Origin of the sequence: Winogradskya humida, assembly GCF_016862215.1 — a bacterium.
In the GTDB taxonomy this organism is placed as follows: Bacteria; Actinomycetota; Actinomycetes; order Mycobacteriales; family Micromonosporaceae; genus Actinoplanes; species Actinoplanes humidus.
On sequence record NZ_BOMN01000017.1, the window covers coordinates 80,930 to 96,022 of the forward strand.

The window sequence follows — 15,093 nt, forward strand, 5'->3', positions numbered from 1 at the left end:
TTACTGGGCTGCGAGAACATCCACGACGAAGCGCAGGTCACCGGCCGGCTGGCCACCGGTCGGGTTCTCGCCGTAGCCGAGCTCGGCGGGAATGTCGAGCTGCACGCGGCTGCCCACCGGCACCCCGACCAGGCCCTGGTCCCAGCCCTTGATCAGCTGACCGGCACCGACCGGGAAGACGGCCGCCTCGCCGCGGTCCCAGGACGAGTCGAACTGCTTGCCGTCGGCGTAGGTGACCCCGATGTAGTTGGCCTGGATGGTCTGCCCGGCGACCACGGCCGGGCCCTTGCCCACGATGATCGGCGTGACGACGAGCTTGGTGAGCCGGCCACCGGTGCCCGCCTTGACCACGGGCTTCTCCTTCAGCGCGGGGTCCACTGCGGTCTGCGGCGGGGCGCTGGCCTGCGGCGCGGGCTCAGTAGCCTGCGGCGCGGGCTCGCTGGCCTGCGGTGCCGCCTCGCTGGGAACCTCGGCGGCGGGAGCGGAGGCGGCCGGAGCTGCCGCACTCGTCGTCTTGTCATCGTCGGATACCTGGATGCCGATGAAGACGGCGACCAGCACCACGATCACGGCCACTCCGGCGAGCGCGCCCGTGAGCGCCTGGCCACGACGCTTGCTGGCGGTCTTGTCCTGGACACTCATTGTGTTCTGGATTCTCCTGTCGGATCGGAACACCCCGGAAACTTCGGACACGGTACTCGCCTTGCGGACAAGACCCCCGCCGGAACCGCCGCGGTTACTCATTTCGCTCTATTGCATCACTCACGGAAGGTGAGACGGTGTACCGGCCCAGCCAACAGCAACGCTCGGCGTAGCGCTTTTTCACCGGGAGGGTTCGGTTGCCGGACGACGGCCGTACGACAGGTCGCCAGCCACAGCCCGGGGGTGGATACAACTATCGGGCCGGCGGGCGCCGTAATGCCGTACCCCCGGAGTTGCTCGAGGCTCGGTCCAAGCGTCACTCCGAGTGGCTCCTGCCCGCCGCGGTGATCCTCGCCGGGGTGCTGGTCGTGGTCGCCGTCGGCTTCATCGTGAGCCGCTCGATCCGCAACGACGAGCCGGCGGCCGTGGCACCCGTGCAGCCCCCCGCGCTCGGCGAATTCCCGGCGACGCCGGGCAACCAGTTCCCGATCCCGCTGGCCAGCGACTCGCCGTCACCGTCACCGTCACCGTCCGTGTCGGCCACCCCTTCGCCCAGCCGCACGACGCAGCCGTCGCGCAAGGAACGGCCCAGCGAGTTCCCCGGCTCGGTCAGCATCGCCCGCACCGGCATCCCGCAGATCGTCGACCTGACCGCCGAGGGCAACCGCGACTGGGTGCACTGGGGTGAGCAGAGCACGTTCTCGCTGGAACGCAAGTCCGACGGCGCCTTCCAGATCCTCGAGGGCGCCCCCACCGCGCCACGCTTCCGGCACGGGCTCAGCCCGCAACGCTTCAGCTGGACCGGCGGCAGCCCCGTGGACCACTCCGACGGCACCCCGACCGGCATCCGCACCTGCGACAAGGGCAACGGCTTCACGATCTCCGCCCCGGCGACCACGTCGACGCGGACCCTGAAGATCTACGCCGGTGCCCGCGCCGCACGCGGCAAACTCACCGCGAAGCTCTCGGTCGGCGGCGCCTCCGCGACGTCCACCTTCACCGAGCAAAGCAACAATCTGGCGACCACCGCGTTCGTGATCACCTACAAGGCGCCGAAGAACGGCAAGATCAACCTCAGCTGGATCACAGACGCGTCGTTCGACGACGACTGCGGCGGCGTGGCCCTGGAAGCGGCAACGCTGAGGTAAAGGGGGCACGGTGTTCGCCGGTTGGGGTTCCTGGGTGGCGAGGCTTCGCTGGTCGGTGCTGGCCACCGCAATCGTGGCGGTCACCGCGGCCGGGGTGTGGGGCCTCGGCGTATTCGGCCAGCTCTCCGAGGGCGGCTACAACGACCCGGGCGCCGAGTCGAGCCGCGCGGCCGACGCCGTCCGGCAGGAGCTCGGCGCACGCGGCGGCGACCTGATCGCCGTCTACCGGCCGCTCACGGGCACGATCGACGATGCCGCCCTGGGCAAGCGCATCGAGGCGAAACTCGGTTCCCTGCCGCGCTCGGCAGTGTCACAGACGGATGGTTACTGGCCGGGCCACAACAAGCAGTACGCGTCCGCCGACGGCCGCAGCGCCGTCGCTGTGATCACCCTGGCCGGCGAGGACGACGGCGCGAAGCTGTCCTCGTACCGCGACATCTCGGACTCTCTGGGAGTGCCCGGCACCAGCCTGCAACTGGCCGGAGGCGCCCCCCTCCAGGACGCCTCCGCCTCCCGCTCGACCGACGATCTGGCCTTCGCCGAAGCCATCTCCCTGCCGATCGTGCTGGTCCTGCTGCTGTTCATCTTCGGCTCCCTGGTCGCCGCGTCCCTGCCGGTCCTGGTCGGCGGGTGCGCGGTCCTCGGCTCGCTCGGCGTCCTGCACGCGATCGCCGCCCACCACGACGTCAACTCGTTCGCCGTGAACGTCGCCAGCCTGCTCGGCCTCGGCATGGCGATCGACTACGGCCTGTTCATGGTGGGCCGGTTCCGCGAGGAGCTCGAAGCCGGTCACGCCCCCGCCGAGGCGGTCTCCCGGACGGTCGCCACCGCCGGGCGTACCGTCCTCTTCTCGGCCTCGCTGCTGATGATCGCCCTCGCCGGCCTGTTGCTCTTCCCCCAGGGCTTTCTCAAGTCCCTCGCCTACGGTGGCCTCGCCGCCGTCGCCCTCGCAGCTCTGCTGTCCCTCACCCTGCTGCCCGCCCTCCTGGCCGTCCTCGGCCCCAGAATCAACAAGCTGCCGGTACGCCTGCCGCGCCGTAACCGCTCCTCCATGTGGGCGAAACTCGCCGGCGTGGTCCTGCGCCGCCCGGTCCTGATCGCCCTGCCGATCCTCGCGGGCCTGCTCGTCCTCGCCGCCCCCGTCCGCGGCGTCCACTTCGGCGAGAACGACGAACGCGTCCTGCCCGCCGGCGACCCGGCCCGCCAGGCGATCGAGACCCTGAAGACGGATTTCCCGGCCCTGAGCAGCTCCGGGGTCCTCGTCGTCCTGCACGGTGAGCACGGCGCGGCCCCCAGCACCTCGGGAGCGGCAGCCTTCGAGGCCCGCATCGCCAAGGTCCCCGGCGTCACCGCGGTCACCCCCGCCGGCACCGGCGGCGCGGTGGTCACCTGGACAGCCACCCTCACCGCCACGGACCCGTTCAGCGACACCGCCCGCGACGCCGTCCACGCCATCCGCGACCTGCGCCCGCCCCTCGACGCCGAACTCCTGGTCGGCGGCACCACCGCCCGCAACATCGACAGCCTCACCGCCATCGGCGACCGGCTCCCCCTGATGGTCGCCCTGCTCGCCGGCGCCACCCTGATCCTGATGTTCCTGGCCTTCGGCTCGGTCCTGCTCCCGATCAAAGCCGTCCTGATGAGCGCCCTCAGCCTCAGCGCCACCTTCGGCATCCTCGTCTGGATCTTCCAGGACGGCCACGGCGCCGGCCTCCTGAAGGTCACCCCGGCCCCCCTGGAAGCCGGAATCGTCGTCCTGATGGCCGCCGTCGTCTTCGGCCTCTCCACCGACTACGAGGTCTTCCTGCTCTCCCGCATGGTCGAAGCCCGCACCCACGGCGCCACCACCGCCGAAGCCATCACCACCGGCCTCTCCCGCACCGGCCGGGTGATCAGCGCAGCAGCCCTCCTCCTCATCGTGGTCACCGGAGCCTTCGCCCTCAGCTCCGTCACCACCATGCGCTTCGTCGGCATCGGCATGATCACCGCCCTCTTCCTCGACGCCACGGTCGTCCGCATGCTCCTCGTCCCCGCCGTCCTGAAGCTCATGGGCGACGCCGCCTGGTGGGCCCCCGGCCCCCTCAAACGCCTCCAGCAACGCGCCGGCCTAGCCGAAACCGACCTCCCCAATTCGGCACCCGGTCTTTCCACGCCCGGCCCCTCCACACCCGGCCGTTCCACACCCGCTGTTTCGGCCGGGCCTGTCCTTTCCGCGCCCGCCGTTTCGGCTGGGCCTGCTGTCTCCGCGGCGCCTGCCGTTTCCGGCGGGCCCGCTCACGCCACGCCGGCTCTCTCCGGCGGGCGTCACGCCGCCCCCACATCAGCGACCGCGGGCCTGACCCCCTCCTTCCAGCCCGCCACCCCCCTGCCCGCCCGGCCCAGCTGGGACTACTCACCCCACCCGACCGGCCCGTCCAGCGGCCTGCCCATCGCCGGCTCCGCCCCCTCACCCGGCTTTCCCCACCCCACCTCCGGCCTGCCCGCCATCGGCTTCGCTCCCACACCCGACTTCCCGCACCGGGCATCCGGCCTCCCCACCGCAAACACCGGCCTACCCGGCGCCGGCTCCGGTCTGCCGTGCGCTGGGAACGGGCCGTCAACCCCTGGCTCCGGGCCGTCAGCCCCTGGCTCCGGGCTGCCGAGCGCTGGCTCCGGGCCGTCAACCCCTCGCTCCGGGCTGCCGAGCGCTGGCTCAGGGCTGCCCCGCGCAGGATCTGATCTGCCCAGCGCCGGATCCGCTCCCATGCCTCAGATGCCGTTCGCGGGGTCCGCGCCGCAGCCCCGCACCCCCCGGGTCGTACTCGATCAGCAGCCCCCCGACGGCCCTCGCCAGCTCGACGCGCCCCCGGCCCGCTGGGCGCTCCCGCCCGGCCCTGACACCGCGGTCCCGCCCGGCAACGACACGACCCGCGAACTCGGCCGGATCAGGGGTGACGAAACCGACAGCTCCGTCGTTTTCCGCCTCCCCGGCATGGCCGGCCCCGGTCCCCGCCCCGATCCGGCATCCTGAGAGCCGGCAGACCCACCCCGCCGCGCGGTGCCAGGAGCGCTCCCATTGGCACCCCGGCACCCGGAACGGTTATCGTGGCCCGCCGGGCGGCGTGTGCCGCTTCTACCGAAACGGGACTGGGATGACCGCGACAGCTGACGAGACCGCCGCAGCACCACAGGTGTCAGCGCCACCGCACCCAGGCCCCCAGCCGGCGGACCCGCAGTCGCCCCCGCGCACAGACCCGCAGTCGCTCGCGGGCGCGGACCCGCAATCGGACCCGGGCATCGATCCGGAGTCGGCCCCGGGTATCGATCCGGAGCGGCTCGCGATGTGCATCGCGGTGATCGCCGAGGCCGAGGCGCTGGAGCCGGAGCACCCCGACGCCATCGCCGTCCGCCGAGCCACGGCCGCGCTGTTCAAAACGACGAAGCTGCAACGCCGCCGGGAGCGCCGCGACGCGATTCTCGCGCATGACAACGCCGTCACCGCGGCGACCGCGACCGGGGCGCCGTCGCGGATCGACGACGAGACCGCCGGGTTGCCGCTGGCCACCGCCACCGAGGGACAGAGCGCTGGCGTGCTGCGCCAGCCGCGGGGTTGCTACATCTGCAAGCAGCGCTACGTCGAGGTCGACAGGTTCTATCACCAGCTCTGCCCGGCCTGCGCGGCGAAAAACAGGGCCCGCAGGGACGCCCGCACCGACCTGACCGGCCGCAGCGCGCTGCTGACCGGCGGCCGGGCCAAGATCGGCATGTACATCGCGCTGCGACTGCTGCGCGACGGTGCGCACACCACCATCACCACGCGGTTCCCGCATGACGCGGTGCGCCGCTTCTCGGCCATGCCCGACAGCGCGGACTGGCTGCACCGGCTGCGGGTGATCGGCCTCGACCTGCGTGACCCCGCCCAGGTGGTCGCGCTCGCCGATTCGGTCGCCGCCCGGGGGCCGCTCGACATCCTGATCAACAACGCGGCCCAGACCGTACGCCGCTCCTCCGGCTCCTACGCCGCGATCGCCGCAGCAGAGTCGGCGCCGCTGCCGGAGGGCCCGCTGCCGGACCTCGAATACCTCGGTGGCGGCCATTCGGCGGACGCGCACCCGTTGTCGCTGACCGGCACCGACGCCGAGCATCCCGGCATGCTCGGCGGGCCTGCTTCCACCGCGACGTTCGCGCCGCACGCGTTGACCGCGCTCGCCCTGACCGGTGGTTCGGCGACCGCCGAGCGGGTGGCGGCGCTGACCGCGATCGACGCCGGTGGCCTGGTGCCCGACCTCGCTGCGACCAACAGCTGGAGCGACAAGGTCCACGAGGTCGGCGCGCTCGAGCTGCTCGAGGTGCAGCTCTGCAACGTCACCGCGCCGTTCATCCTGGTCAGCCGGCTGCGCGAGGCGATGACGAAGTCGAGTTTCCCCCGCCGCTACGTGGTCAACGTGTCCGCGATGGAGGGCATCTTCAACCGCGGCTACAAGGGTGCCGGGCATCCGCACACCAACATGGCCAAGGCGTCGCTGAACATGCTGACCCGCACCAGCGCCGACGACATGTTCACCGACGGCATCCTGATGACCAGCGTGGACACCGGCTGGATCACCGACGAGCGCCCGCACCCGACGAAGATGCGCCTGGCCGACGAGGGTTTCCACGCTCCGCTCGACCTGGTCGACGGCGCCGCCCGGGTGTACGACCCGATCGTGCGTGGCGAGGCGGGCGAGGATCTGTACGGCTGTTTCCTCAAGGACTACGCCCCCGTCGCATGGTGAGCGCCGTTCCGGGCGATCTCCCCGTCGTGCGGGAGTTGTCGCGTACCCGTGACGGCAGGCGCTGGCTCGCCGCCCTGCCGCAGCTGATCGACGAGGTCTCCGACGCCTTCGGCCTGGTCCTGGGCCCGCCCCTGCGCGGCGGCTCGTGCAGCTGGGTCGCGCCCGCCACCCTCGCCGACGGCACCGCGGTCATCCTGAAGATCGGCTGGCCCCACCGCGAGATGTACGCGGAGCCCGCCGCGCTACGCCTCTGGGACGGCCACGGCGCCGTCCGCCTCTTCCGTCACGACCCGGCACGCCACGCCCTGGTCCTCGAGCAGTGCCTGCCCGGCGAGCAGCTCGGTGCCCGGATCATGGCGCCGGCCGACGCGTTGCGCATCGGCGCGGGCGTCCTGCGCAAACTCTGGTCGGCGGGCGTCCCCGAGAACCGCGCGGCCCTCCCCGCCGACCCGGCAACGATCGAGTCGCTCGTGGACGTCGCCGGAGACTGGGGCGACCTGGTCACGGAGCGGATGACCCGGCTCCGGCCGGCGTACGATCCGGGCCTGGTCGCGGAGGGCGCCCGTCTCCTGCACGACCTGCCCGCCTCGGCACCTCGCGAAGTGGTCCTGCACGGCGACTTCAACCCCGGCAACATCCTGTCGTCGGGCGACGGCTGGGTGGCGATAGATCCCAAGCCGTTGATCGGCGACCCCGCCTACGACGTGGCACCCCTGCTCAACCAGATCGCCGACCCGTACGCCACCGCAGACCCGGCAGGCACCCTGCGCGACCGGATCGCCCTGCTCGCGGCCGAACTGGACCTGGACCGCTCCCGCATCGCGGCCTGGGCGGTCGCCCGCAAGGTGGAATCGGCCCTCTGGCGCACCCACCACGACCGCGAGGCCGAAGGTGCCGCGGACCTCGCCACCGCGGCCCTCCTCGCCGGCCTCTACTGAACCCCGGCTCCTCAGGCGGCCCCATGACGGCGAGGATCCGGGCTGCCAGGGCGGATGCGCCGCCGAACGCTGCGGCGCCGGCAAGAGCGGCCCCGGTCAGGCGGGGCGAACCGAACCAGGCGAGCAGACCGGCGCCCAGCGCGGTGACCGTACCGATCACCAGCGTCGCCGTCAGCCGTCGCCGCGCCTCCCGTGTCGTGATCATGGATCTGCACCTTTCCGCCGGTGGATGACCTGCCGCCAGCCAAGCCGTTCCCCCGTTCAGCCGGAACCCGCACCGGTACGCATTGATACGTGTTGACACGGGTTGATGGCCGGGCCGGTTTACGCTGATTCCCCGGGCATCGGGGTGACGACGATCGTCGATCGCGGGAGGGTGGCGACGTGGACGGGCACGGTGGACTGTCCCCGCGGGACCGCTGGGAGCCGCTGTTGGCCACTGTCGACACGGCCACCGGGCTCACAGAGCTGCTCAGAAGGCTGAAGAGCGAGAGCGACTACTCGGTGCAGGCGATCGCCAAGCGGGGCGGGATCAGCCCGGGCACCGTACAGAATCTGGTGACCGCGGGTTCGGGCAGACCCCGGTGGTCCTCCCTGGCGGGCTTCCTGCTCGGATGCCGGCTGTCCCGCCGGCAGCTCCCGCCATGGCTCAGCGCCTACGAACGCGTCTTCCCGCCACCCGTCGCCGAGAAGACCGGCGACCGCGCCCTGACGATCATCGCGCCGGCCGCGGTGGACCAGGTCGCGGTCGGTGAGATACCCCTGGCCGCGGTCGCGTGGCAGGACCGGGACGCCCTGCTGACGGAGCTGGCCGCCCTGGTCGGCACCGGGCGCACCGCGGTCGTCTGCGCACTGGCGGGCCAGCGTGGTGTGGGCAAGACCCAGCTCGCCGCCGCCTACGCCCGCCACTGCCTGGACCGGGGCTGGCCGGTGGTGGCCTGGGTCGTCGCCGAGGACGAGCAGAAGATCGCCGAAGGCCTGGCCCGGCTGGCACACGTGGTCGGCGCCGCCCGGCCCGGCACCAACACGATGACGGCGGCGCGGCAGGCCGTGCACTGGCTCACCAACCATCAGGGACAGTGCCTGCTGGTCTACGACAACGTCACGGACGCCGATCTGGTCGCCCGCTGGATCCCGTCGGTCGGCACGGTGCAGACCGTTGTCACCACGGTCGACGCGGCCTTCCACACCCTGGGCCCTCTGGTCACGGTGCCCGTGTTCACCGACGCGGAGGCCATGGCGTTCCTCCGGCGGCGCACCGGCCTGGCAGACGACACGGGTGCCCGCGAGCTCGCCCGCGAGCTGGCGAACCTGCCCCTGGCACTGGACCAGGCGGGATCGGTGATCGGCGCGACCCGTACACATCGCGAGTTCGCGGTCTACCTCGACCGCCTCCGTGACGTGCCGGTCGCGGAGCTGCTGACCCGCAGACCCGGCGACCGCTACCACCATGGCACCACGGCAGCCGTCATGCTGACCCTCGCCGATGCGACCGGCGAGGACCACACCGGGCTTGCGGGCCGGGTCCTGGACGTGCTCGCCGTCCTCGATCCGATCGGCGTGAACCGCTCCCTGCTCGCCGCCGGCCTGATGGGCGGCGAGCAGGCGTCCGGGCTGGACGCCTGCCTCGCGAGGCTGGCCGAGCGCTCCCAGGTGACGCTGACCGTCACCGGCCGCCAGGTCACGATGCACCGCCTGCTGCAGCGCATCCTCCGCGACGACCAGATCTCCGCAGACCGGCGGGATGTGGCAGTACGCCGCGCCCTGCGCATGCTCCACTCCGCCGCCGGCTCCTGCGGCGCGAAGTGGGAGCACCGCGTGGAGATCGCCGAGCTGGCGACGCACGCCGAGGCGCTCTGGTCCCATGCCGCCGCGGCCGGTGCCGAGACCCGCAAGTCACTGCTCGGACTGCGACTGGAACTGCTGTTCCAGAGCGTCGAGGTGTTCAACACGACCTCGGCGGTGGCCGTCGGTGAGTCCCTCGCCGCGGACCTCGAGGATCTGCTCGGTGCCGATCACCCCGCCACGCTCACCTGCCGCCACAATCTCGGGTACGCCTACTTCGAGCTGCACCGGTTCGAGCAGGCCATCCCTCTGCTCGAGCGGACCGCCGCGGCTGAACGCACCCGGGACCCGGACGGGGAGGACAATGATTCGCTGACGACCCTCCAGGTGCTCGCCACCGCCTACGCGGGCGCCGATCGGCCGGACGAGGCGCTGGATCTGCTGCAGCAGGTGTACGCCGGCCGCGAGAAGACCAACGGCCCCGACCACCCCCTCACGCTGCGTTCCCGGCTGTTCCTCGCCCACGAGCTGCTGGTGGCCGGGCACACCCGGGAAGCGCTCGCGGCCTTCACCCTGACGGTGCAGGCTCTGGAGCGGACGCGTGGCCCGGAGCACCCCCAGACCCTCGGTGCCCGCCACGGCCTGGGGAAAGCGCTGCTGAGAACGGGACGGCTCGCCGAGGCCGTCGACGCGCTGGAACGGCTGCCCGACGCGTTCGAGCAGCGGTACGGCCCCGCCCACCCCGACGTCGCGACGTCCTGCTCGCAGCTCGCCGCGGCCTACCAGGGCATGGACCTGCCGGAGAAGGCCGTCCCGTTGCTGGAACGTGCGCTGGCCGCCCGCGAGACGACCTCCGGCGCCGACCACTCGCATACGTTGCGGGCACGCCTGGCCCTCGCCGAGGGTTACCTCCAGGTGAACGCACCCGACCGGGCAACGCCCCTGCTCGACCGGGCCCTGTCGGACTCCGTGCGGGTCCTGGAGAACGACAGCCCCTACATGTTCGACGTTCGATCCCGGCTGGCGTGTGCCTACCACAGCGCGGGCCGGCCGGAAACCTCGCGGGCGATGCTCACGGAGCTTCTTGCGGATCAGGAGCGCCGTCTCGACGCCGGGCACCCGGAGCTGTCGCGGACCCGGCGCTCCCTGGCGGCCGTCCACCGGATCGCCGGGCGGTACGACGACGCGGTCCCGCTTCTGGTCAGAGCGCACGACGACCTCCGGGCCCGGCTGGGGCCGTACCACTTCGACACCCAGATGTCCTGCATCGAGCTCGCCGAGACCTGCCGGCTCTCCGGGCGCCGTGCCGAAGCGATCACGCACTTTCACGAGGCACTGCGCGCCGCCGAGGAGCGGGTCGGCCCTGACGGCGGGATGGCCGTCAAGCTACGACGGGCCGTCCGGGAGCTCGGCGGGCCCACCCCCTGAGTATCCCCTCGCCCGCTTGGCATTGACAGGCTGCAATGTTAGCGCAATCATTCAGAAACTTCGCCGCAACCCCCGATCGGCGCTTCTCGACTGGTTTTGATGTTAACGATCACATAGTCGTCAATCAATACTCAGGAATACGGAGGCACCATGCCCGGATCACGAAGGTCGCGCTGGATCATGGCCCTGACCAGCCTGTTCGCCGTGCTCGCGGGCGGCTTCGCCGGGCCCCTGCCGGCATCGGCCGCGACCACCCTCGTCTACGCGACGTTCAAGGGTGACGCGGCCGCCGACGAGGAACTGTGGATCTACCAGTCGACGAACGGTGGCACGAGTTACAGCACCCTCGTGGACACCAATTTCCGCGGTCCGACCGGCGTACTGCGCGACCCGAGCATCCTGAAGTACAACGGCAAGTACTACGCGGCCTACACCGTGCAGTCCTGGACGACGAACTCGACGTACTTCGCCATCGCCTCCAGCACGAACCTCAGCACGTGGACCAATATCGCGACCATCAACTCGGGCATCGCGAACACGCAGTACACCTGGGCCCCCGAGTTCTACGTCGGCGACGGCGGCGTGAAGATCATCGCCAGCGTCGGCGCTACGACCTGCACGGCCTGCTTCCGGCCCTACGTCTACACCGCGCAGAACACCGCGCTGACCTCGTGGAGCGGCCCCGCGCAGATGTGGGGCCTCGGCACCAACCACATCGACACGTTCGTCGTGAAGTCCGGCAGCACGTGGCACGCGTTCACCAAGAACGAGACCACGAAATACATCGAGCACTGGACCACGACCGCCAACCTCACCGAGGGCTGGGTCAACAAGGGCACCCTCTGGGCGTCCGGATACGAGGGCCCCTCCCTGGTGCGCCTCGACGACGGCAGTTGGCGCATCTACGTCGACAAGTACACCAACGGCGGTGTCTGGACGGCGACGAGCACCGACCTGAACACGTGGACCGGCCTGAGCGCGGTCACCTGCTCCGGCTGCCGCCACGGCACGGCGGTGGCGAAGTGAGGCGCCGTGGATTCCTGACACTGGCCGGCGGGGCGGCCGCCGGAGCTCTCGTAGGCCCAGGAGCGGCGCAGGCCGCGACCTTCACGGCGTACGTGATGGCCTATTTCACCGAATCACCCACCATGAGTGCCGCGAACTACGGCCTGCACCTGGCAGTGAGCTCCGACGGCCTGAAATGGACCCCGCTGAACCAGAACAAGCCGGTCGCCACCCCGACCCAGGGCAGTCTCGGGTTGCGTGACCCCTTCATCCTGCGCAAGCAGGACGGCACCTTCGTGGTGCTGGCCACCGACCTCAACGGCACGGACTGGTCCTACCAGAGCCAGTACCTGCACGTCTGGGACTCCACGGACCTGCGGTCCTTCCACAACTACCGACTTCTCAAGGTGCACTCGCTGGCCACGCACGCCTGGGCACCCGAGGCCTACTGGGACGCTTCCCGTGGCCAGTACGCGGTCGTATATTCCGCCGTCGTCGGCGGCCACAACGTCCTGCTGAGCAACTACACCAGCGATTTCGTCACCGCCGCGGCCCCGCAGACCTTCTACGATCCGGGCTACGACGCGATCGACGGCACCTTCGTCACGGTCAGTGGCGTCAACTACATGTATTACAAGAACAACACCAACAGCACTCTTCTGGGTACGCGCTCCAGCAGCCTGAACCCAGGCTCCTTCAGCGTCTACACCTCGGCGATCACCCCGGGCCGCGGTGTCGAGGCACCCCAGATCGTGAAGTCGAACACCGCCAACACCTGGTACATGTGGGGCGACACGTGGAGCCCCAACGGCCGGTTCTTCTGCTGGCAGACCAGCGACGTCGCCACCGGGTCGTGGACGCTGCTCAACGACCGGTCGTACACGCAGCCGCTGAACTCCAAGCACCTGGGCATCACGCCGATCACCGCCACCGAGCTCTCCGGCCTGACCAGCACCTGGGGCACCCCGGCCTGGAACAGGGTCAAGTCCTACAACTTCCCGGACCGCTACATCCGGCACGCGAGCAACCTCGGGCGCATCGACACCTACCCGTTCGACCCGTACCAGGATCAACAATGGACGCTGGTTCCAGGCCTGGCGGATGCGGCGGGGGTCTCCTTCCGATCGGTCAACTTCCCGACGATGTATCTGCGCCACTCCGCGTACGCGATGGTCCTCAACGCCAACGACGGCACCAGCACCTTCAACGCCGACGCCACGTTCTACCGGAGCGCCGGCTTCGCGGACTCGACCTGGACCTCCTTCCGCTCCTACAACTACCCGGAGCGCTACCTGCGGCACTCCAACTACGTCCTGCGCATCGACCCGATCACGAGCAGCTCCGCCACCACCGACAAGCAGGACGCGACGTTCCAGATCGGCTACTGACGCCCACCCGACTTCTGGCGACGCCCGACTTCTGGCGACGCCTCTGACATTCTAGCCAAGACTTCTTGGCCAAGCTATCTTGGCTAGATGCGGAGAGAGATCACCGACCCTCAGGCGCTGCGCGCGCTCGCCCACCCGATCCGCCTCAAACTCCTGGAACTGCTGACGGTCGACGGGCCCGCCTCCGGGCGGGCCCTGGCCGGCCGCACCGGCGAATCCACCGCCTCGGTCAGTTACCACGTCGCCCAACTCGCAAAATGGGGCCTCGTCGAACCCGCCCCCGACCTCGCTCACGGCCGCGAACGCCCATGGCGGGCCACCAGCCGCGGCATCACCTGGTCGGCAACCGGCGACGGCTCCCCCGAGTTCGCCGCCGCCTCCCGCGCCCTGCGAGAACAGTTCGTAGCCCACCGCCTCGCCGTCCTCGAGGCCTACCAGCGACATGAGGCCACCTTCGCCCCCGACTGGCAGGAAGCAGCCTGGGTCGGCGAGGACATCGGCTACCTCACCCCCGCCGAGCTGGTCGAGGCCACCGACCGCATCAAGGCGGTCATCCAGTCCTACACAGACCCCGGCCGCCCACGCCAGGAGACCGCCCGCCAGGTCGCCTTCTTCGGGTACGCCGTCCCGGTCCCCGAAGACCAACCCTCATGATGCGTACGCCCGGACTCCTCGCCCTCTTCACCGCCAAACTCATCTCCACCTTCGGCTCCTGGCTCACCCTGCTGGCCCTGCCCTGGTTCGTCCTCGTGACGACCGGCTCCCCCGTGCGGATGAGCCTCGTCCTCACCGTCGAATTCCTCGGCGTCGCCCTGCTCGGCCTCCCCAGCGGCAAAGTCGTCGCCCGCCTCGGCGTACGGCGCACCATGCTGATCTGCGACGCGGCCCGCGCCCCGCTGATGGCCCTGGTCCCGTTGCTGCACCTGATCGGCTGGCTGACCCTCCCGGCCCTGCTCGCGGTCTCCTTCGGACTGGGCGCCTTCACCACGGCCTACGTCTCCTCGCAGCGGCTCATCCTGCCCGAACTGCTCGGCACCGCAGACACCGCAAGCACCGCAGACGCCGCAAGCACCGCAAGCACCGCAAGCACCCCAGGCGCCGCAGACGCCGCAGACGCCGCAGACGCCGCAGGCACCGCAGGCACCGCAGGCACCGCAGGCACCGCAGGCACCGACGAGGCCCTGCTCGCCCGCGCCAACAGCGTCGTCGACGCCGCGACCAGAATCGCCGCCCTGGCGGGTACCGCTCTAGGCGGCCTGCTGATCGCCCTGCTCGGCGCGGCCCAGGTCCTCTGGATCGACGCTGCCACCTACCTCGTCTCCTTCGTCATCGTGCTGCTGTTCGTCCGCCCGCCCGGCAGCACCACCCCACCCGTGCAAGCGCCGACGACATCGGTGCTGGCCGGGCTGAAACACGTGACAGCGCACCCGTCCCTGCGGCTCTTCGTCCTCTCCCTCACCCTCGTGTCGCTCTCCATCCCGGCCATCTTCATCTGCCTGCCGGTCCTGGTCCTGCACGACCTCGGCGGCGATCCCCGCACCCTCGGCCTGCTCACCGCGGCCAACGGCGCCGGCCTCGCCACCGGCAGCCTGATAGCGGTCACCGCACTCACCCGGATGCGCACCAAGGCCCTCACCGGCGCCGCGCTGCTGCTGTGCGCCCCGTTGTGGCTCCTGCTCACCGGCAACACCCTCCTGCTCGCAACCGCCCTGTTCCTGACCGGCCTGGCCATCCCCGTCCTCGGCGCGACGTTCAACACCCGGGTCACCCTGCGCACCCCGCCCCCACTGCGACCGCACGCCATGACGGCCGTCGCCACGACGGAGAACCTCGCCGCGTTCGTCGGCTACACAGCGGCAGGCCCCGCCCTGCAACTCACCGGCACCCGCCCCGTCTTCGCCGCCATCGCCACCCTGGCAACCCTCGGCAGCGCCACCATCACCGCCGCCCTCCGCACCGACACCCGCACCGAAGCCACCCCCACCGTCACCACATCCACCGCCCA

Annotated in this window: 10 protein-coding genes; 9 read left to right on the forward strand and 1 reads right to left on the reverse strand. The window is 70.8% G+C overall.

Annotated elements, in window-relative coordinates; all coding sequences use genetic code 11:
* Positions 1-642 (reverse strand): FKBP-type peptidyl-prolyl cis-trans isomerase, encoded by a 642-nt coding sequence (locus Ahu01nite_RS07020; protein ID WP_203835584.1) that lies wholly within the window; start codon positions 640-642, stop codon positions 1-3.
* Positions 643-839: 197 nt separating this feature from the next.
* Here Ahu01nite_RS07020 and Ahu01nite_RS07025 point away from each other — a divergent pair, with 197 nt between their 5' ends.
* The 9 genes from Ahu01nite_RS07025 to Ahu01nite_RS07065 form a co-directional block, all read left to right on the forward strand.
* Positions 840-1,790, forward strand: a complete 951-nt coding sequence (locus tag Ahu01nite_RS07025; RefSeq protein WP_203835585.1) for a hypothetical protein — start codon at positions 840-842, stop codon at positions 1,788-1,790.
* 34 nt (positions 1,791-1,824) lie between these two features.
* Positions 1,825-4,800, forward strand: a complete 2,976-nt coding sequence (locus Ahu01nite_RS07030; protein ID WP_203835586.1) for an MMPL family transporter — start codon at positions 1,825-1,827, stop codon at positions 4,798-4,800.
* A 310-nt stretch (positions 4,801-5,110) separates the two neighbouring features.
* Positions 5,111-6,544 (forward strand): SDR family NAD(P)-dependent oxidoreductase, encoded by a 1,434-nt coding sequence (locus tag Ahu01nite_RS07035; protein ID WP_203835598.1) that lies wholly within the window; start codon positions 5,111-5,113, stop codon positions 6,542-6,544.
* A complete protein-coding gene (locus Ahu01nite_RS07040) occupies positions 6,538-7,482 on the forward strand; it encodes an aminoglycoside phosphotransferase family protein (RefSeq protein ID WP_239158682.1) in 945 nt (314 codons plus the stop codon). The genes Ahu01nite_RS07035 and Ahu01nite_RS07040 overlap by 7 nt, the downstream gene beginning before the upstream one ends.
* A 384-nt stretch (positions 7,483-7,866) precedes the next feature.
* A complete protein-coding gene (locus Ahu01nite_RS07045; protein WP_203835587.1) occupies positions 7,867-10,695 on the forward strand; it encodes a tetratricopeptide repeat protein in 2,829 nt (942 codons plus the stop codon).
* 150 nt (positions 10,696-10,845) lie between these two features.
* Complete coding sequence (locus tag Ahu01nite_RS07050) at positions 10,846-11,721, forward strand: family 43 glycosylhydrolase (RefSeq protein ID WP_203835588.1); 876 nt, start codon at positions 10,846-10,848, stop codon at positions 11,719-11,721.
* Entirely contained in the window at positions 11,718-13,088 is a 1,371-nt protein-coding gene (locus Ahu01nite_RS07055) for a glycoside hydrolase family 43 protein (RefSeq protein WP_239158683.1), read from the forward strand. The genes Ahu01nite_RS07050 and Ahu01nite_RS07055 overlap by 4 nt, the downstream gene beginning before the upstream one ends.
* 87 nt (positions 13,089-13,175) lie before the next feature.
* On the forward strand, positions 13,176-13,742 hold the full coding sequence (locus Ahu01nite_RS07060) for an ArsR/SmtB family transcription factor (RefSeq protein ID WP_203835589.1): 567 nt from the start codon (positions 13,176-13,178) through the stop codon (positions 13,740-13,742).
* Positions 13,739-15,093 (forward strand): MFS transporter (locus Ahu01nite_RS07065; protein WP_203835590.1); only part of this gene is annotated, 1,355 nt, incomplete at its 3' end. The genes Ahu01nite_RS07060 and Ahu01nite_RS07065, both read left to right, overlap by 4 nt.

Excerpts from the sequence above, each read along its gene's own strand:
- Ahu01nite_RS07020 (WP_203835584.1), bottom strand. The coding sequence starts at position 642 with ATGAGTGTCCAGGACAAGACCGCCAGCAAGCGTCGTGGCCAGGCGCTC.
- Ahu01nite_RS07040 (WP_239158682.1), top strand. The coding sequence starts at position 6,538 with ATGGTGAGCGCCGTTCCGGGCGATCTCCCCGTCGTGCGGGAGTTGTCG.
- Ahu01nite_RS07050 (WP_203835588.1), top strand. The coding sequence starts at position 10,846 with ATGCCCGGATCACGAAGGTCGCGCTGGATCATGGCCCTGACCAGCCTG.
- Ahu01nite_RS07060 (WP_203835589.1), top strand. The coding sequence starts at position 13,176 with ATGCGGAGAGAGATCACCGACCCTCAGGCGCTGCGCGCGCTCGCCCAC.
- Ahu01nite_RS07035 (WP_203835598.1), top strand. The coding sequence starts at position 5,111 with ATGTGCATCGCGGTGATCGCCGAGGCCGAGGCGCTGGAGCCGGAGCAC.